Below are 18,486 nucleotides of genomic sequence, written 5' to 3'. Positions count from 1 at the left end.
TGTGATCCTTTACCATAAAAAGTGAGTATTTTGTTAATGCGAATAGCGTAGTTTTAGTTCTTCCGGATGAGGGTGCAGATAGACCTGCTGCTTTAAATAAGGATCGGGATATAAAGTAAGATAATGCGTAATTAACGTTATCGGGACCATTAGCGGTAACAAACCTTTGCGGTATTTATCAATGTCATTTGCCAAATCCACACGCTCGGCACTGCTGAGTGAACGCTTAAAATAGCCTTGCAGATGCGATAGCGTATTAGTGTGACTTTTACGATTAGGTAAGGTTTTAAGGGTCGCCATAAACCCCTCAATGTACTGCTTAGCAACCACCTCAATGGCTTCTTTGCTACCACTTAATAGTGGGCCTAATTTATAATAAAGTTTGACATTATGGGACATTAATAAGTATTTATGCTCGGCATGAAACTGAATAAGTTTGCGAATACTTAAACCGCCTGCGACTAATGATTGCCACCTATGGTAAGCAAAAACGCGAGTGATAAAATTTTCCCTTAATAACAGATCATTTAAACGACCCTGTTCTTCTACTGGCAGCAGAGGATGATCCGCCATCACCTTTGCAGCAAACACGCCGACTCCGTCACGATTACCCTGATTAGTGCCCTCATTATAAAGAGTTACCCGTTCCATACCGCAAGTGGGCGATTTAGCACAGAATATATAACCGCTCAATGAGGTTAATAAAGGGCTGGTTTTTTCGCCGAATTCAGTTAATTGTTCAGTGACTTCAAAACTACCATCACTAGCCATAACACGGATCCTGTCTTCATCTTTAACCAAGCGAATCGCTTTTCGAGGTGTCCCTAATCCAATGGCCATTTCCGGACAGATAGGCTGAAAATCAAAATAATCGGATAAGACTTTAGTGCAATATGAACTCTGCTTATGCCCGCCATCAAAACGGACTTTGTTGCCAATTAAGCAACTGCTTATGCCAACTTGAATTTTTTCATCTGAAAACTCAACCATATTTTTACCTTTTTTATTTAAAATATAGGTTATTGAGGCCTATTTATCTTTAATAAATTAATTGACCAAGCGGATTAAGTGCCTGGCTGATACCCGAGACAAAACGCAGTGGCGCATCTTGAACCGCATAACAAAGACACCCCTCTTTAGTAAAGGGGGTATGTTCAAGGTCGTTATTCAGCCAGATGAAATCACCTTTGTTATAAACACCACTTTCGTCGCTAAAAGCCCCCTCTAATAATAGCGTAAGCTCATAACCTTTATGGGTATGGCTGGGAATAATGCTATTTTTGTCGATATGTAATAAACTAGCACGAATATTATCTGTATCCTTAACCACGCGCGCACGGCTTATTGCACCAAAAGAAGACCATTTAAGATCCGTAAAATGGGTAAATGCACGCGGTAATTGGTACTCAGTCCCGGCAACAGAAATGCTATTCATCACTACTTTTTTAGGCTCTACCTGCCGCTCGGGTTGATGCTCAAAAATTTTATCTAATATATTAGAAAAATTGATATTCTTTGTGACATCCTGTGCTTCAAAAAGATCTGATTGTTGTTCCGTTATTTGTCTGGTAACAGTGACGCATTTAGGGCACATTTCAAGATGGGCACTCACCGCAATTGATAAAGACAGAGGGAGTTGTGCAGCGCTATGGCTGGCTAATAATGCGGATGTTGGATGATGTTTAATCAAGATCTGCCTCCAATTTTGATTTTAATTTTGATATCGCCAATCTAAGCCGGGATTTAACCGTACCTAAGGGGAGATCAAGATGAGTGGCTAATTCCTGTTGAGTCATTTCTTGCAAATAAATAGCTTCAACGACTTGTTTTTGCTCTAAGGGTAAACTTCCCAGATGGCTTAATAATAAGCGATTCTGTAAATGATCATCTTTATCATCCGGTACTTGCTGCTCAATAACCGGCCAAAGATCATCACTGATCGTATCTTCTTTCTGAGTTTGTTTTTTACGCAGCATATCGAAACAGTAATTACGCATTATGGTGTAAATCCAAGTGCTGGCTTTACCTTTATCCACATTAAACAAAACGGCTTTTCGCCACACTAATAACATCGTCTCTTGTACCAAATCCATTGCCAGTGCTTCTTGTTTAAAACGCTGCATACCGTGCGCACGAATTCTCGGTGCAAACCATTTGAACAGCTCAGAAAAGGCTTCTTTATCCTGCTTGGTTGCAACCAATTTTAACCACAAATTTATTTTTAATTGTTCACTATCTAGTGAATTAAGTTTTGTATTATTCAATGTAATGTCCGTCGAGTTATGAGCTATTCTGGCTATCATAGTTTATATTACCCTTCCAACATTATAAGAACAACTTATCTGTATGAGACACTCTATACGGTCAAAATTTGAGATTAGATCATTAAATAATAATTTTTATTCACAAACAGCTACTGAATTACTTCACGGATAAACTCAACAGTAGGCTCTGGGCCGCTTTGCCGAGCAAGCCAGTATTTTTTATCGGCAGGCACAGGTAATATTTCTAACCAACGCTGACAAATCCAGCTCAAATTATTAAAGCCTTGTTGATTAACTTGTTCCACATGTAAAGGTATAGACGTTAAAACGGCTTTTAAGGGGGCCAGCATAAACTCATATTGAGGCGTCATTTGAATGCTTTCCCATCCATCTATCAGAGTTACATCAGCATGCCTTAAACCGTCAGAATCTGAGCTTACATCGTCAAATGTAAATCTATCAGTGCCTTTGATATCAATAATTAAAAAACCATTTTCGTCCTGATCAAAATTATATATTTCAACGCGAATGCCTATATCATAGAGATTATGCCCTTCCTTCGGCAGGCATAATCCAAAACCTTGCCCCGTTGACATAGCCTCTGCTACTAGCCTCTTATAACGTGGTTCAAAAATACGTAACCTTGTTAACCCTTCGGGCAGTAAAAAAACAGGCAGTGGAAATAAAGCTAATCTCATATAATTCTCCTTGATATTCCTAAGGATACGAGAGAGCCGTTCAATTTGATCTCTTTCAATGGCGAAATAGGTTATAAAAACACGTAACTAAAACAAAATAACCCTTTATGTCCCTCTATTGATAGGAATAAGCATTAATTTTTTTATTGTGAAGAAAATAGGGTGAAGAAAAATAGGGGTATGGGAAAATCCAAAGGGTTAGAAATATTTAAGCGATTGAATAAATAATTTTTTAATTGCTATTATCTTTAATCGTTATTAACTGCTATAAAGTTATTTTCACCGCGCTATAAGGAAAAACAATGCTTCATAGAATATTTTTTATCTGCTTATTAACATTGTCCTCATTGTCTACATTACCTTCGTTTGCAACCGCCCTTCCCTATACCTTGAAAATCACCGAGCAGGAGCTGCAGGAGAAACTCACTAAAGAGCTGCCAATAAAAAAAGAAGCCGCTTATATTTCAGCTAAAATATACGATTCTCGCGTCGATTTAATTGAAGGAAGCGATCAAATTGGAGTATTTACCCGTATCGATATCACTGTACTTGGAAATATAAAAGGATCTGGCTGGGCGTATGCAAAAGGGGTCATCACTTACAATGCAGAAAAAAAGGCTTTTTACCTTATTAATCCAAATATTATCTCTTTAGAAATAGAAAATATACCACCGGATTTAATGCCAGAAATAAAAAAAATTGCGCAATTAAGCTTAGAAAAGGCAGTGCAGTTTTCTCCGTTCTACCTATTTAATGATCAAAAGACACAAGAAAAAATGGCCAACTCGTCATTACAATCAATTTTGGTTAAAAACCAAACATTGTTAATCAAAATGAGCCTTTTATAAAACCTATTCGAATCCTCTTTAGGTTCAAAAGGGGGTGTTTTTCTTAGTAAAGGGCTTGATTTGTCTTGGTAAAGGACTCGCGCGTTTAAGTGCGTTCAGAGAAATATTAAAGTATAATATCGGCGATTTTTATTAACCAGATGGTATTCCAAGTGACAGAATTAACCCTTACAGCTATTAGCAAGCAATTGACTGCATTAAATTTCAATGCGGATAAAATCAAAATTATAACCGTCAGTGCAATGGATGAGGCCGCTTTAAACAACTGTACCAGTAAAGAAAATGAGAGTTTTTACAACAGTTATATGAATGTCATTTATCGCCGCGGTGAAAGGTATGTACTTGGTTACCGTTGTGAAGACCCTTTGCTTGAACATGCCATCATTAAAATTGGGGATCGCTACTTTGATCCGACACAACAGGCGAATAGTGAATTTATCCCCTATCAGTTTGCTGTATTAACTGAGTTTAAAATCTTCGATATGATGAAACATGCCAAAACAAACAAAGATTTTCCGCCTGATATTGATTACTTGCTGACCAAGAAAAAACATTTCAAAAATATTATTAATAGCGAAAAATAAAAAATCCTGTTCGTATAAAAAAAAACCATACGCTCAATTTGACTTTATCAGCGTATGGTTTTCAGATTAAGAATAAGCCAGTGCAATATTAATTAGCCATTTTTTAACTGTGATTATTTTTAACTGTGATTAACAACGGCATTAAACTCTTCAGCCGAAAGCACCCCATCACCATCAAGATCTAACTGCTCAAAATTAGGGCGATAATCACGATTTCCTTTGTGATGTCCTTGTCTGCCCTGTTTACCCATATCGAAACGGGCATTAAACTCATCGGCCGACAGTGTGCCGCTGGCATCGCTGTCTAAATTATCAAAATGAGCCAATAAACGGCCGCGCACTTCATCTTTAGCTAAAAAACTGTCATTATTAATATCCAGCTGCGCAAAGGTCGGATGATTATAACCATTTTTTTGGTGATGATCTTTGTGATGCCCTTGTTTACCCATCTCTACACGGGCATTAAACTCATCGGTTGACAGTGTGCCGCTGGCATCACTGTCAACGCTATCGAAGTTTGCTAATAAGCGTCCACGCACCTCATCTTTAGATAAAACACCATCGGCATTTGCATCCAATTGGGCAAATGTCATGTGATGTTTATTGACTCTCGAGGTTGCAGCATTCTGATTTTGCTCCGCGGCAAAGGTTGAATGGGTTGTTGCCATTAATAAAGCGCCGGTAATCAACAGTAATTTTTTCATAATGTTGCCTCTTTTATTGTTGTTGGAGAATTAAGTATTCTATTTAGAAAATCATCCCCCTTGGTAGGTAATGATTTTCTTTATGAATAAACTATAGAGGGCAACTGTGCAGGAAATATGGAGAAAAAAAGGATTTTTAAAGCGTTAATTTGTAACTAATACCGTAAATGGATTTAATGCATTCACTTTCCGGAGCAACATCCTGCATTTTTGATCATCAATCGATTATTTAGGATATCCATGGAGTGTACTAATCCCTTCCTAAAACGATGTAAAATATTTTCAACTCTAATCACTCGCTCTCTGGGACTGTAGGGTTTACAGATGTAATCGTCTGCACTCAATTCGATCAATCTCGTCAACCCTGCAGTGGCCATCACCACAGGTACCTGACTGAAAGTGCGCAACTCCCAGTCGATATTGAGGCCGTTACGCCGGGGCAACATTAAATCAAGAATCAGTAAATCGGGCTGATGGCATTATGCCAGTAACCTAACGCTTTAGTGGGTGAGATTACTGGACAGTTTTTTGCTTATTTACGCCTCTAACGACCATTCGGGGCTGTGGTAACAGATATATGGACGTCGCCCGTTTATTAGTGGGTTGGCATCAGAAAGATTTCACGCACATTACAACGCTGCTCAGCTTCAATAGCAAATAGTACCGCTTCAGCGACATCAACCGGGTCTAATTTATCGGGTTTAGGCTCATCAAAAAACGCAGTGTTGACCATGCCAGGGGCAATGGTGGTGCAGCGTCCGCCCCATTGAGCCATTTCTTCAGCCAAGTTCTGACCAAAGCCATAAGCAAACCATTTACTGGCACCGTAAATGGAACCTTTATGTGCCGTACGCCCGGCCACTGAGCTGGTTAAAATAAAATGCCCCTTGGTCTCACGCAAGTTGGGTAGAGTTAACTTGGCCGTCCATAACAAGGCTTTGATGTTGATATCGATCAGTTTTGACCACTCATCTGGATCTCCCTGTTCTGTACCTGAAATGGATATTCCGGTGCCCGCGTTAGCGAAGGCCACATCCAGTCTGCCAAACTTGTTGATGCCAGCTTTTACTACCTTTTCTAATGCATCAAATTGGGTGGCATCGGCGGCAACAGCCAGAGCGTTATCTTCCCCTAGCATTGCTACCAGTTTATCCAATTTTTCTTGTCTGCGGGCGGTCAGTATTACCTTATGTCCACTTTTGACTAACGTTTTGGCTGTGGCTTTACCGATACCGCTGGATGCACCTGTGATTAACACTATTTTCTGTTTTGTCATATAACACTCCCTTGGCTGTAAAAAAATTAATGCGCTTAGTATATTAATTTTCTTCATTAATACAAACTATTGGGCGCTATCACCCAGTAAAAATCATTTAATTGTGGTTTAAAGAAACTTTTTTTAATTTCCCCGTGATCATCTATTTTTATATAATCGCAAATTAGCCAGTATGTTATACCAAAAGCACTAAAAAGATGATCACCCTTGCTGGTTAAAATTATCCCTAACTGCGTTGTGAGTCTTATTCAGAACATCCTGTTCTTCTCCACTTTGTGGCCAGCTAAAGCTGTTCAAAATCGTTCCATACCATTTTGTGAAGGAGAATAACGATCGAATGCAACTCACGCCTTGTTAGTACTCATTTTTCCTTCGCAATCATTGATCACTTCATTAATTCTTTTGGTATTACTCATCGGATATAATAGGCACTTTAATAAACGCTCCTTTTCTATAGCGTTAATTTGTAACCAATACCGTAAATAGATTTAATACATTCACTTTCCGGAGCAACATCCTGCATTTTTTTACGTAAATTTTTGATATGACTGTCAATCGTCCGGTCAGTTACAATACGGCCATCGGAGTATATTTGGGTCATTAATTGCTCGCGACTAAAAACCTGTTCCGGATGTTTATTAAAAACTGACAATAAACGAAACTCTGCCGGGGTCAAAATAATCGTCTGCTGATTAAGCGAAGCCATCATTTTTTGTTCATCAATCTGCAATCCAGCATATCCCTGCAGTGTGCCGTTTCCTTCCTTGGAACGACGTAAAATATTTTTAACTCTAATCACCACCTCTCTGGGACTGTAGGGTTTGCAGATGTAATCGTCTGCCCCCAATTCCAATCCTAAAAGGCGATCAATTTCGTCAATCCTTGCGGTGGCCATCACCACGGGTACCTGACTGAAAGTGCGCAACTCCCGATAAATATCAAGGCCGTTACGCCCAGGTAACATTAAATCCAGAATCAACAAATCGGGCTGATAATTTTTAACCCAGTCGATGACTTCCAATCCATTATCAATAATATGCGTTTGAAATCCAGATTGTATAAAGTACTCACATAATACGCTGGCGAGCGCCGGTTCATCTTCAACAATCAGAATCGTTTTATCTTGATAATTCATCTTCTAAATATCCTTGGCAGGGAGGGTTATTTTGATTTTAAGGCCGCCTAAAGGTGAGTGATCTGCACCAATCTCCCCACCCTGTGCTTTAACAATATTTTGGCAAATAGATAAACCTAAACCAGAGCCTCCATTGGCTCTGCTGCGTGATTTATCAACGCGAAATAAACGCTCGAAGAGTTTTGGCAGAGCATCATCGGGCACGGCGGGTGCACTGTCTTCGATAATCAATTCAACCCTATTGAGGCGCTGCGACAAAGTAAGCTTAAGCTGTCCATCCGGGTCAGTATAACGATAACTATTTTCAAAAAGATTTAAAATGAGCTGCGATAGTGCGTTAGGATCAGCCTGCAACAGAGTGGCTTTACTGGAATCGTAACAACGCTGCAGGTGGATATTTTTTTCAGCTAATCGTAATTCATTCTGATTTGCAATATTATCTAACAACCGGGTTAAATTTACCCGCTCTGTATTTTTAGTCAGCACACCTGCATCAGAAAGTGATAATTGATAAAGATCATCAACAAGGCGACTGAGATTCATTACCTGCTCATGTAATGATTTAATATATTTAGGCTCAGGTTTGCGAATACCATCCTCAATAGCTTCTATTTCACTGACTAAAACGGCAATAGGTGTGCGTAATTCATGGGAGATATCCGCAATCCATTGCTCTCTAGAGACTTTTTGCAGCTTAAGCGTATTGGTTAAATGATTAAAAGTTTTTGATAATTCAGCTAACTCATCCTGTCCCTTCACCGGGATTTGATAATTAAAATCCCCCCTTTGTAAGGCCTTTACACTAAGGCCAAGATTCTTTAAAGGCTGAAGAAAATGTCGCACTAATAAAGCTGCAACCACAAAAGAAAACAGCGCCGCCCAGGCGGCAATCCAGTAAAAATTATTTAATTGCTGTTTAAAGAAAATTTTGGTTAATTTTCCCGTGATAATCTCTTTTTGTATAATCGCAATCCAGCCAATATTTTGTTCATCCAATATAATGGGCACTTTAATAAACTGATCTCTTTCATTGCGCTCTTTCATTTTTCTGGCGCGATCCAGCACCGCTTCCCCCTGTACATTTAATAGAAAAATGCGCGGGTTTATTAAAAATTGTTCTTGAGGAGGACGATCTCTATGCGAATTAGCTCTTTCTCTGGCAGGATGATTTCCTACTTTTCTTAAAAGATTGGTCCATAAATAGGGCTGTTCTTCAATCATTCTCCAGCCATTTTCAGGCGAGTAATATTGGCTGATTTTTTCAGCAATAACCTGCATTTCTTCTGTTTCCCGGTGGTTAAGGTAGTTCTGTAATCCGGTTTGAAAACTATTATTAATAAGCAGCGCCATGCCGACCATCATGATAGAGCTAATCAGCAACAACGAGATAAATAACTTACGGAAAAGGGTTAAACGCATTGAGGTTATCCTGAGTAATTAATTTATAGTCTTCGTGTTATACCGCTCAATATTTATTGAGGCATTGAAAAGATTTAACCTATGGTAAGTAAATTCTTTATTATTAGCTACTGTGTTGGTTAATAGAGCATCTTGAAAAGCTAACTTAGTTGATGTCATTACGTCAGTAGTCTGCATTGAGCTATACTTTTAATATCATTTTCATGGAGGGGATATTCCGATGAGCATTGCAAACAAAGTGAGAGAATACTTGGATAAAAATCATATCAAGTATCAGCTATTGCAACACAAACCAAGCAAAAATTCCCTTAGTTCTGCCATTCAAGCCCATATTAAAACATCACAACTTGTCAAAGCTATCATGCTTGAAGATCTTCAGGGTGGTAAGTTGATGGCAATTTTACCGGCTAGTCATAAAATCAGTTTAAATGCATTAAATACACATTTTAATCGCCAGTTTCACCTTATGAAAGAATCGCATATTTACGAAATTTTTGAAGATTGTAAACATGGTGCTGTCCCGCCTCTCGCACAGGCATATGAAATCAACAGAGTCTATGATGAGTTTTTAATGCGCCAGGATAATTTATATTTGGAAGCCGGTGATCATATTTCTTTAATACAACTTTCTCCGGAAGAATTTAAGAAACTAATGCAGTATTCTGTGCCTCTGAAGTTCAGCTACCGCTTATTTCATTAAGCTTGATATTTTACTGATGGACCCTGACAAAATAGTGAAAAATGGGTCCATTAATTGCTTCTATAAGACCAAAATTATTCATTTTTAAGATCAAAAACGATTACATTTATTGATTTTTTTATTGACCACCAGCCTGTATTCTGAGTTTTTCTGATTCCCAGCCTTTATAAATCGTGATCTCTTCCTCTTAGCAGGAAAGTTTTTTTCCTTTCTAGAGCAACCTTGTGTCAGATCAAATTTTTAATTATTTTTTCAACTACTTTAAGCTCATAAGGACTTAAGTTAATACAACAAGGACTTAATCGGGTGACTGCCGTCATCTACTTTATAGGTAAAAAGCAGGAGGTTAAAATGGATTATTTTTCTGTGTTAATGGATAACTCAGTCGTTGTCACTTTTACGATCATGATAGTGCTAAACGCTGTTTTTGCTGGTTATATGAAGTACCATTTCATAAAACGCAGTGACAAAAAATAAAAGGAATAAAAACCAAAAAATAGAAAGACAAAAACAAAAAAGTATTCTTTGCTTAAAAAACAAGTGGTGAAAATAGGTTTTCACCACTCTGTAAAAACAGACCTTAGGCTATGTATCAATCAAGCATTTTCTTTCTTATACCAAACGCATTAATTAAGTGACCAGATTTGCTCAATCCCTTTGGCAAAGTGTTTTAACCTCTTCTATCTGATGCCTAACGTTATTCCCTCCTCGACTAACCTTAACAACGATATGTACATCATTTTTAAATGCAAAATTGGCTAAATTATCGAATTTAATTGCCTGACTTGTGCAATATATTGGCGATGGAACAAGCCAGTAGGGTGCGCTCAGCACACGTATTTACACTGCTTGCGGTGCGCACTACCGATAAAATAAGACCCATTCCATTAATTAATTTGTCATGTTGATTCAATCTATTGAACAGAGTGTTTACATTCTCTCTTGATCACTGATAAAAATATTCCTCGGGCGGCTACATTTATTAATACCAAACGTATTAGCGTCTATTGACCTTTCCTGTGCATTTTTGCAGCAATTTGTGCGGGCATTATACAAGGTGGAGTCTGCCCTGTGTCGTTATTCTACCTAAGCAGGCGATAACGTAGTAGAAAGTGTGTAATAACTGATTATCAATCAGCCTTCGGCAAAATCATCAAGCAATCACTCGACGCTTTAATTGTGTAATAAAATTACATTTATTTAAAGCGAGGGAGATCTGCCTGTTTTAAAACCATTTTAATTACATTTTTCCATGTGGAAAGTTTGTAATTTCAAGGTTTTGTTTTATTTTAGTGATCTACATCTCACCCAGCCTGCCCTTATAGTTTTCTTATATCGTGACCTACTTATCAAAAACTAATTTGCTCCAGCCATTATTATGTGTTTTGTCTTAAAGTTACTATGCCATTTGTGATCTGAATCTACATCTATTTTTCTTTTTGACGTATTTTTGTAAGCAATATCACATATAGCTATTTACGACGTTCGCTTTTAAAATAATGTGGTACTTTTGCTCGTGAAATTTCAACCTCATTAATTATTTCACCCATTTTGGGTGAATGAAGACACTCGGAGCAAATTATGCTGTCATCACAATCCAAGATTAAAGTACAAAACTTTGGTCGCTTATTGTCAAATATGGTTATGCCAAATATTGGCGCCTTTATCGCATGGGGTTTAATTACCGCATTATTCATTCCAACGGGGTGGATACCTAACGAAACATTAGCCACCATGGTTGGGCCGATGATCAAATATATGCTGCCGCTCTTAATTGGTTATACCGGTGGTAAAATTATAGCCGGAGAGCGTGGTGCCGTTGTAGGTGCAATAGCGACAATGGGTGTGATTGTTGGTACAGATATTCCAATGTTTATGGGTGCGATGATTGTTGGTCCGTTAGGCGGCCTGGCAATTAAGAAATTTGATGCTGCCATTCACGGTAAAGTGAAAAGTGGTTTTGAAATGTTGGTTAACAACTTTTCATCCGGTATTATTGGTATGGTGCTGGCGATTATTGCTTACGTAGTGATTGGTCCTGCTGTTAAAATGTTATCGACAGCCCTTGCTGCTGGTGTTGATGTTTTAGTAGTCAATAACCTGCTTCCTTTGACTTCTATTTTTGTTGAACCGGCAAAGATTTTGTTCCTTAATAATGCGATTAACCATGGTATTTTCACGCCGCTGGGTATTGCGCAGTCAGAGTCTCTTGGTCAATCTGTTTTCTTCTTAATTGAAGCAAACCCGGGTCCAGGTTTAGGTCTTCTTTTAGCCTACATGGTGTTCGGTAAAGGTTCTGCAAAAGAAACAGCTCCTGGTGCCGTCATTATCCACTTCTTTGGTGGTATCCATGAAATTTACTTCCCTTATGTATTGATGAATCCGCGTCTTATCCTATCTGTTATTGCAGGTGGTATGACAGGCGTATTCGTTCTTACTCTATTCGATGCCGGTCTTATCTCTCCTGCATCTCCTGGTTCTATCTTTGCTGTTTTAGCCATGACGCCTAAAGGCGCATATATGGGTATTCTTCTATCTGTTGCTGCTGCTGCCGCTGTTTCTTTTGTTGTGGCATCTATTCTGATGAAAACACAAAAAACGGTTGCCGGTGATGAAGTTGCACTAGAAGAAGCTGCAAACCAAATGCGCGACATGAAGCAAAGCGCTAAAGGTCAAGCAACAGGAAATGACCGCGTTGATATGTCTGCCGTTAAAAAAATCATTGTTGCTTGTGATGCAGGTATGGGTTCAAGTGCAATGGGCGCAAGTCTATTACGCAAAAAAGTGCAAGCTGCAAATTTAAATATTGAAGTGATTAATACTGCGATCAATGATTTGCCTGGTGATGTTGATATTGTTGTTACTCATAAAGATTTAACCGACAGAGCACGTAAGCATGCGCCCAATGCACAGCATATTTCATTAACTAATTTCTTAGATAATGCGATGTATGACAATTTGGTTAAAGATCTTAAATCGGCTAAAAGCTAGATTGAGCAAAAAAGCCTGAAGGTCCTATCTTTCAGGGACTCAAGGCGACTAAATATTAAAGGCTAGATTTTCTAGCCTTTTTTATATTTAGGGAAATATTTATGATAAAAACGATACATTTTTGCCATTTTTTATTGGTAAGTTTTATCGGATGCATGTATTGCAGTAACCCTGATGCATTATTTACAACCGACTGCTGACCGTTAAACAAGCCAAGCAGGCTTGGAAAAGCTTAAATAATCATGCGATGAAGTCCTGCTTTACGACATTTATTTAACCATTAGATAGAAAAATAATGCCAACATTTTCTCGCCTAAAGTTTGATATTGATATTGTCGAAACGCTTTCTGAAGCGGAAACAGCTTATGTTTTTTTTACCGCCAGTTTTGATCTGTTTGAAGATGCCATTGATATTCTAATTCAAAATGTTTTTAGAAAAGATGATTATGCGGTGAAATATGCTGTGGAGCCCTTATTAAACAATGATGGTCCATTGGCACAGTTAGCTATTCGTATCAAACTGTTATACGGGTTAGGGTTATTATCTCAGGACGCCTATCAAGATATTGAGAAGTTTATTGCCTTAAAAACGTTTGTTCAGTCCGAAGGTGAATCAATAGATTTTCTTTCACCTCTGCTATTTGAGCGCATAAATGCGATTAGTGCAGTGGCTGAAATGATTCCTATTAATGCAGATGATAATCAACCAGAAGAAAGTTCGCATTTTATAGTGCAGATGAAACTGGATCATAATAGACAGGTCATTAAGTCGTCATTGATTCTGGCCATCACTGAAATCATAAAAGAACTGCATAGAGATACTTCATTAAGTTAAAAACTATTCCAAGGTAGCAAGAATATTCCGCTGTTATCTAGCAAGGAGTGCATGTTCCTGCGTGGAACAATCCACACTAAAATACCCTGTAAAAGAACATACTCAAACTCTGAATACCCTTATCGATCATTAAAAAAAAACGCCCGATGCAGTGCATCGAGCGTTTTAAAAGGGTAAAAATATCAACTTACCTCAAAACCAGATTTCCCTGATCATTTAATTAAAGAAAGTCCCTCGCAGAACCTAATTCTAAAATTAAAGCGTTGCCAGTGCAGCATTTAATATTGTGCTTGGACGCATTGCTGCTGCCATTTTCACCGGATCTGTGTGGAAGTAACCGCCTAAATCAACTGGAGTACCCTGCGCTGCAGCTAACTCAGCCAGAATCTTTTCTTCATTGTCAGTAAGTACTTTGGCAAGGGGTGCAAATTTCGCCTGCAGTTCAGTATCTTTAGACTGTGCTGCAAGTGCCTCTGCCCAATACATTGCAAGATAGAAATGGCTACCACGGTTATCAATTTCTTTGACTTTACGTGATGGGGATCTGTCTTCTTTTAAGAATTTTCCATTAGCTACATGCAGTGTTTCTGCAAGAACGAGGGCTTTCTTATTGCCTGTTTTTTCTGCCATATCTTCAATGGACACAGCAATGGCTAAGAATTCACCGATCGAATCCCAACGTAAATGCCCTTCTTCAATAAACTGCTGAACGTGTTTAGGTGCACTGCCACCAGCACCTGTTTCAAATAAACCACCACCAGCAAGAAGAGGAACAATTGAAAGCATTTTCGCACTGGTACCAAGTTCTAGAATTGGGAACAGATCGGTTAGGTAATCACGTAATACATTCCCTGTAACAGAGATTGTATTTTTACCTTCTGAGACACGCTGCAGGGTAATTTTAATCGCGTCGATAGGCGATAAAATGCTAATATCCAAACCATCTGTATCGTGATCTTTTAAGTAATGATTTACTTTAGTGATGAGATTCCCATCGTGAGCACGTTTTTCATCTAACCAGAAAATAGCGGGTTGTCCGGTTGCTCTGGCACGGCTGACCGCAAGACGCACCCAATCTTGAATTGGAATATCTTTAGCCTGACACATGCGCCAGATATCACCTTCTTCAACAGCATGTTCCATTAAAGTATTGCCCGCTTGATCAATCACTTTAACGCTACCAGCTTCTTTAATAATAAAAGTTTTATCGTGCGAGCCGTACTCTTCGGCTTTTTGAGCCATTAAACCTACGTTAGATACATTACCCATAGTCGCAGGGTCAAATGCACCGTGTTCACGACAGAAAGAGATAGTCTCTTGATAAATGCCTGAGTAACAACGATCTGGAATCATCGCTTTAGTATCATGAAGTTTTCCGTCTAAGCCCCACATGCACCCTGAAGTACGGATAGCAGCCGGCATAGAGGCATCAATAATCACATCACTTGGTACATGTAAATTACTGATTCCTTTGTCTGAATCAACCATTGCAAGCGCAGGACCCGTTGCATAAGCTTCTTGAATATCCGCTTCTATCTGCTCTTTTTGTTCTGCGGGTAAATTTGCTATTTTGCTGTAAACATCACCCAGACCGTTACGGGGATCAACACCTAACTCGGCAAATAGCACTGCGTGTTTAGCAAACACGTCTTTAAAGTAAACCGTCACTGCATGACCAAACATAACAGGATCGGATACTTTCATCATGGTCGCTTTAAGATGCAACGAGAGCATAATGTTATTCTCTTTGGCATCCTGCATTTGTGTTTCGTAAAAATCACGTAATGCAGAACAGCTCATTACCGATGCATCAATGACTTCATCTTTTAATACGGGTGTTGATGCTTTTAATACTGAGACTGCACCGGAAGTAGAAGTAAATTCAATTTTGACATCATCAGCTTCCTTTAATACAACTGACTGTTCGCTGCCATAAAAATCACCTTCGGACATATCCGCAACATGTGATTTTGACTCTTTAGACCAAGCTCCCATACGGTGAGGATGATCCTGTGCATACTGTTTAACCGCATCAGCCACACGGCGGTCTGAGTTACCTTCACGTAAAACCGGATTTACAGCACTGCCTAATACTTTTGCGTAACGGGCTTTTGCTTCTTTTTCTGCTTCGGTTTTTGGGTCTTCAGGGTAGTTTGGAATATCAAAACCGTGTGATTGTAATTCTTTAATTGCGGCATGAAGCTGTGGAACCGAAGCGCTCACATTAGGCAATTTAATAATATTGGCCTGCGGTTGTTGAGCAAGCTCACCCAATTCGGTCAATGCATCGGCCTGTTTTTGTTCTGCACTTAAATTATCAGGAAAAGTAGCCAGAATACGGGCAGCTAAAGAGATATCGCGCGTTTCAACTGTTATATCTGCGGCCTGTGTAAAGGCACTAACAATGGGAAGTAGAGAATAGGTTGCAAGTGCGGGTGCTTCATCCGTCTGTGTGTAGATGATCTTTGCAGATTTATCAGTCATATTTATTCCTTTAACAAGTTTTAAGATGTTTATTGGCTAGTTATCTACTAAAACAATGGACCGTAGAGCAGATTTATTAGTTATAACGCATGGGTGACAATGTTGTGGATTTGTTACTTAGTGATATTTTCGTGCATCATAATAACGAAAAATGTTAAATAATCCAACAACCACCGCGCTATTTTAACTTTATTGACCCTTTTATATAATAGACAAAGCAGTATGGCTTCCCTTGTTTTGTCTATTAAACCTCTCTTCTGTTACAATTCATTTTTATTTATTTTAAGGTGTTTTCGTGGTTAAAACTAAAAATTCCAATAAAAAATCCATCTGGTTTTCGAAAGCTAAAATAGGCAATGCAGCAAAGCACCCTTCGGTCAAAAACAAAATAAATACACAACAGCTGCCGCCCGTAAGCGATGCAACACGCAAAATACTTTTATTTAATAAACCCTTTAATGTATTAAGTCAGTTTACTGATCAGGACAATCGTCAAACATTAAAAGACTATATTGATATTCCTGAGGTCTATGCTGCCGGTCGATTAGATCGTGATAGTGAGGGATTATTATTATTGACCAATGATGGTAAATTACAAGCCAAGATCACCGAACCCAACGCTAAAACCAGTAAAACTTATTGGGTACAAGTAGAAGGCAGACCGACTGAAGCGGATCTGCAAAAATTACGTGATGGCGTTAATCTTAAAGATGGTTTAACCCTGCCGGCCGGTATTGAGTTAATGGAACAGCCCGCTATTTGGGCGCGTGTACCCCCTATTCGCGAACGAGCCAATATTCCGACTACCTGGTTAAGCATTACTATTAGTGAAGGCCGTAATCGTCAGGTACGGCGTATGACGGCGCATATTGGTTTTCCAACCTTACGGTTGATTCGTTATCGGATTGGTGATTGGACAATTGATGATATTGATAATGGGCAATATAAATTGCTATAGGTTTTCTGTTTAGCTTTTACTTGTTGTTTTGATCGACAAATAAACTACACCTCATCGTCATTCTCTCAATGAGTTTGTAACCTAGCTGATTTGGTGTGATTGTAGGCTTTCGCTTGTAAGCGTTTGGTTTAACTTTTTTTGTTGGTCTTCCGCCCTGACGGCGTGTGACTTTCACTTGTTGTTTTAGTCGACAAATAGACTACTCATCGTCATTCTATAATGAGTTTGTAACCTAGTTGATGTGATTGGTTTGCAGGCTTTCGCTTGTAAGCGTTTGGTTTAACATTATTTGTTGGTCTTCCGCCCTTGATGGCGTGTAGACGATGAGAAACCGAAACGCAGTTTCGCAGTTCGAGGGAGTCATGCTCTTTCAACAGCAAAAGAAAAGTAACCAAAAGAATGCCGTCCGGGACGTTTTTTTATCTTACTAAATAAATCTCTTTTTAACGCACCAGTCCGGACAGCACATCCATGTGCAGAGCCGAACTTAGTGGAAACATCCATGTTTCCACTTGCTAAAGAGATTGATTGAGCAATAAAAACGGTCGGAAATTTCCTAACCGCATTGGTTTGGTGAACCTAGTATTTTGAATTCATAACAAAAAATGGGTATACAACCTTTTCCAATGAAAAAAACACAACCTCCTACTCTATTTTCAAAACTAATACACCCCGCTGTATTATTTCGATTCCATGTTTCCACCGCAAATACGGAATAATCCCCCTTACCACAATAGCTAAATCTTGTTACAAAATGTAACCATTTGATAAGTAGCCTCAAAACATGTAATGTTTATTTTTTCACAAATATTTGATGGCTATATTTCTTGTGGAAACACGGGATTTTACGTCTGATAAGACATTATATTAATCAGGTGTTATTTCAATGTTCAGTAAAAATACAAAAAACCCCTATGACTTTCTTAGTCATTCTGCGACATCTCAAACTATAAGTAATCGAATAAATGTTGTGAAAAATCACTTTAATTCTTCTGAGGAACGTCATAAGCAAGACAGAGATCAATTATTAAATCAGATAAGCCAAGAACCACATGAGGAAATGAAAGAAGAACTTGAATTAGAACTTCATTTCTTTGAGCATTTCTTTGACAGAATTCATCGTGTTTCGACTCTGCTGATCACTTATTCATTGCTAGAAAATTTGATGGCAAAAATATGCAAAGAAAAATCTGAAAGATATCAAATTTCTGAAAGCTTTGAAGAATATGTCAATATAAATGGTTATGGAGTCCCGAAATTTAAAGAGTACCTTCAAAAACATTTCAAAGCAGACTTTTCTGAGGATAAAATAGAAAAACATTGGTCAAAAATTTGTACTTTGAATAAATTAAGAAATGCCCTTGCTCACAGTGAAGGTGATTTAGATCAATATCGTCATTGTTCTGTAAGTGCATGTAAAAACTTATTGAACACCATAAAGAGTACAAAAGGTCTTAGTTTATACTCAAGTACAATAATTATCTCTGAACAATATGTTAATGAGAGCTTTGTAGCGGTAGAAGGTCTTTTGTTGCGTCTTGCCGAAATTAATATAAAAATGAATAGGCAGGAAAATTTTTAATATATTGT

General features: G+C 38.4%; 18 protein-coding genes. 8 read left to right on the top strand and 10 right to left on the bottom strand.

Features of this window, described 5'->3' with window-relative positions:
- Window positions 1-33: 33 nt before the first annotated feature.
- The 4 genes from PING_RS05300 to PING_RS05285 all read right to left on the bottom strand — a co-directional run bounded on the left by PING_RS05300 (window position 34) and on the right by PING_RS05285 (window position 2,962).
- A complete protein-coding gene (locus PING_RS05300; protein WP_011769399.1) occupies window positions 34-990 on the bottom strand; it encodes a YbgA family protein in 957 nt (318 codons plus the stop codon).
- A 49-nt stretch (window positions 991-1,039) separates the two neighbouring features.
- Window positions 1,040-1,690 carry a ChrR family anti-sigma-E factor gene (locus PING_RS05295; RefSeq protein ID WP_011769398.1) on the bottom strand — a complete coding sequence of 217 codons (651 nt, stop codon included), beginning with the start codon at window positions 1,688-1,690 and terminating at the stop codon, window positions 1,040-1,042.
- Window positions 1,683-2,303 (bottom strand): sigma-70 family RNA polymerase sigma factor, encoded by a 621-nt coding sequence (locus PING_RS05290; protein ID WP_011769397.1) that lies wholly within the window; start codon window positions 2,301-2,303, stop codon window positions 1,683-1,685. The genes PING_RS05295 and PING_RS05290 overlap by 8 nt, the downstream gene beginning before the upstream one ends.
- A 110-nt stretch (window positions 2,304-2,413) precedes the next feature.
- Window positions 2,414-2,962: an LON peptidase substrate-binding domain-containing protein gene (locus PING_RS05285; RefSeq protein ID WP_011769396.1), complete on the bottom strand. Its 549-nt coding sequence runs from the start codon at window positions 2,960-2,962 to the stop codon at window positions 2,414-2,416.
- Between the two features lie 302 nt (window positions 2,963-3,264).
- Here PING_RS05285 and PING_RS05280 point away from each other — a divergent pair, with 302 nt between their 5' ends.
- Both PING_RS05280 and PING_RS05275 read left to right on the top strand, forming a co-directional pair.
- On the top strand, window positions 3,265-3,810 hold the full coding sequence (locus PING_RS05280) for a DUF1439 domain-containing protein (RefSeq protein WP_011769395.1): 546 nt from the start codon (window positions 3,265-3,267) through the stop codon (window positions 3,808-3,810).
- Between the two features lie 152 nt (window positions 3,811-3,962).
- Window positions 3,963-4,394 carry a hypothetical protein gene (locus PING_RS05275; protein ID WP_041765994.1) on the top strand — a complete coding sequence of 144 codons (432 nt, stop codon included), beginning with the start codon at window positions 3,963-3,965 and terminating at the stop codon, window positions 4,392-4,394.
- 119 nt (window positions 4,395-4,513) lie between these two features.
- Here PING_RS05275 and PING_RS05270 read toward each other — a convergent pair whose 3' ends face one another.
- The 5 genes from PING_RS05270 to PING_RS05255 all read right to left on the bottom strand — a co-directional run bounded on the left by PING_RS05270 (window position 4,514) and on the right by PING_RS05255 (window position 8,928).
- Entirely contained in the window at window positions 4,514-5,098 is a 585-nt protein-coding gene (locus tag PING_RS05270) for a CREC-EF hand family protein (RefSeq protein WP_011769393.1), read from the bottom strand.
- A gap of 182 nt (window positions 5,099-5,280) precedes the next feature.
- The gene (locus tag PING_RS19765) at window positions 5,281-5,544 is read right to left on the bottom strand and encodes a hypothetical protein (RefSeq protein ID WP_083761720.1); all 264 of its coding nucleotides are present in this window, start codon (window positions 5,542-5,544) and stop codon (window positions 5,281-5,283) included.
- 149 nt (window positions 5,545-5,693) lie between these two features.
- Window positions 5,694-6,374 carry an SDR family oxidoreductase gene (locus tag PING_RS05265; protein WP_011769392.1) on the bottom strand — a complete coding sequence of 227 codons (681 nt, stop codon included), beginning with the start codon at window positions 6,372-6,374 and terminating at the stop codon, window positions 5,694-5,696.
- Between the two features lie 451 nt (window positions 6,375-6,825).
- Window positions 6,826-7,509 carry a response regulator gene (locus tag PING_RS05260; RefSeq protein ID WP_011769391.1) on the bottom strand — a complete coding sequence of 228 codons (684 nt, stop codon included), beginning with the start codon at window positions 7,507-7,509 and terminating at the stop codon, window positions 6,826-6,828.
- A gap of 3 nt (window positions 7,510-7,512) precedes the next feature.
- Window positions 7,513-8,928 carry an ATP-binding protein gene (locus tag PING_RS05255; protein ID WP_011769390.1) on the bottom strand — a complete coding sequence of 472 codons (1,416 nt, stop codon included), beginning with the start codon at window positions 8,926-8,928 and terminating at the stop codon, window positions 7,513-7,515.
- Between the two features lie 250 nt (window positions 8,929-9,178).
- On the opposite strand from PING_RS05255, the gene PING_RS05250 reads away from it, so the two are divergent.
- The 4 genes from PING_RS05250 (at window position 9,179) to PING_RS05240 (ending at window position 13,454) form a co-directional block, all read left to right on the top strand.
- Window positions 9,179-9,628, top strand: a complete 450-nt coding sequence (locus tag PING_RS05250; RefSeq protein ID WP_232279402.1) for a YbaK/EbsC family protein — start codon at window positions 9,179-9,181, stop codon at window positions 9,626-9,628.
- Window positions 9,629-9,979: 351 nt separating this feature from the next.
- Window positions 9,980-10,105: a hypothetical protein gene (locus PING_RS21595; RefSeq protein ID WP_269571588.1), complete on the top strand. Its 126-nt coding sequence runs from the start codon at window positions 9,980-9,982 to the stop codon at window positions 10,103-10,105.
- A 1,104-nt stretch (window positions 10,106-11,209) separates the two neighbouring features.
- Window positions 11,210-12,619, top strand: a complete 1,410-nt coding sequence (locus tag PING_RS05245; RefSeq protein ID WP_011769388.1) for a PTS mannitol transporter subunit IICBA — start codon at window positions 11,210-11,212, stop codon at window positions 12,617-12,619.
- 295 nt (window positions 12,620-12,914) lie between these two features.
- The gene (locus tag PING_RS05240) at window positions 12,915-13,454 is read left to right on the top strand and encodes an MltR family transcriptional regulator (protein ID WP_011769387.1); all 540 of its coding nucleotides are present in this window, start codon (window positions 12,915-12,917) and stop codon (window positions 13,452-13,454) included.
- A 255-nt stretch (window positions 13,455-13,709) separates the two neighbouring features.
- On the opposite strand, the gene PING_RS05235 is transcribed toward PING_RS05240, so the two are convergent.
- On the bottom strand, window positions 13,710-15,938 hold the full coding sequence (locus PING_RS05235) for an NADP-dependent isocitrate dehydrogenase (protein ID WP_011769386.1): 2,229 nt from the start codon (window positions 15,936-15,938) through the stop codon (window positions 13,710-13,712).
- A gap of 388 nt (window positions 15,939-16,326) precedes the next feature.
- On the opposite strand from PING_RS05235, the gene PING_RS05230 reads away from it, so the two are divergent.
- Together PING_RS05230 and PING_RS05225 are read left to right on the top strand one after the other, a co-directional pair.
- On the top strand, window positions 16,327-16,896 hold the full coding sequence (locus PING_RS05230) for a pseudouridine synthase (RefSeq protein ID WP_041766927.1): 570 nt from the start codon (window positions 16,327-16,329) through the stop codon (window positions 16,894-16,896).
- 886 nt (window positions 16,897-17,782) lie between these two features.
- On the top strand, window positions 17,783-18,478 hold the full coding sequence (locus PING_RS05225) for a hypothetical protein (RefSeq protein WP_011769384.1): 696 nt from the start codon (window positions 17,783-17,785) through the stop codon (window positions 18,476-18,478).
- The last annotated feature ends 8 nt before the right edge of the window (window positions 18,479-18,486 follow it).

The organism is Psychromonas ingrahamii 37 (assembly GCF_000015285.1).
In the GTDB taxonomy this organism is placed as follows: domain Bacteria; phylum Pseudomonadota; class Gammaproteobacteria; order Enterobacterales; family Psychromonadaceae; genus Psychromonas; species Psychromonas ingrahamii.
The sequence above is the reverse complement of the archived record's forward strand: the minus strand, read 5'-3'. Positions and strand labels throughout refer to the sequence as shown.

Coding starts and splice junctions, on each gene's coding strand:
- PING_RS19765 (WP_083761720.1), bottom strand. CDS start 5,544: ATGTTGCCCCGGCGTAACGGCCTCAATATCGACTGGGAGTTGCGCACT.
- PING_RS05300 (WP_011769399.1), bottom strand. CDS start 990: ATGGTTGAGTTTTCAGATGAAAAAATTCAAGTTGGCATAAGCAGTTGC.
- PING_RS05240 (WP_011769387.1), top strand. CDS start 12,915: ATGCCAACATTTTCTCGCCTAAAGTTTGATATTGATATTGTCGAAACG.
- PING_RS05255 (WP_011769390.1), bottom strand. CDS start 8,928: ATGCGTTTAACCCTTTTCCGTAAGTTATTTATCTCGTTGTTGCTGATT.
- PING_RS05225 (WP_011769384.1), top strand. CDS start 17,783: ATGTTCAGTAAAAATACAAAAAACCCCTATGACTTTCTTAGTCATTCT.
- PING_RS05285 (WP_011769396.1), bottom strand. CDS start 2,962: ATGAGATTAGCTTTATTTCCACTGCCTGTTTTTTTACTGCCCGAAGGG.
- PING_RS05235 (WP_011769386.1), bottom strand. CDS start 15,938: ATGACTGATAAATCTGCAAAGATCATCTACACACAGACGGATGAAGCA.
- PING_RS05290 (WP_011769397.1), bottom strand. CDS start 2,303: ATGATAGCCAGAATAGCTCATAACTCGACGGACATTACATTGAATAAT.
- PING_RS21595 (WP_269571588.1), top strand. CDS start 9,980: ATGGATTATTTTTCTGTGTTAATGGATAACTCAGTCGTTGTCACTTTT.
- PING_RS05260 (WP_011769391.1), bottom strand. CDS start 7,509: ATGAATTATCAAGATAAAACGATTCTGATTGTTGAAGATGAACCGGCG.
- PING_RS05245 (WP_011769388.1), top strand. CDS start 11,210: ATGCTGTCATCACAATCCAAGATTAAAGTACAAAACTTTGGTCGCTTA.
- PING_RS05270 (WP_011769393.1), bottom strand. CDS start 5,098: ATGAAAAAATTACTGTTGATTACCGGCGCTTTATTAATGGCAACAACC.
- PING_RS05280 (WP_011769395.1), top strand. CDS start 3,265: ATGCTTCATAGAATATTTTTTATCTGCTTATTAACATTGTCCTCATTG.
- PING_RS05265 (WP_011769392.1), bottom strand. CDS start 6,374: ATGACAAAACAGAAAATAGTGTTAATCACAGGTGCATCCAGCGGTATC.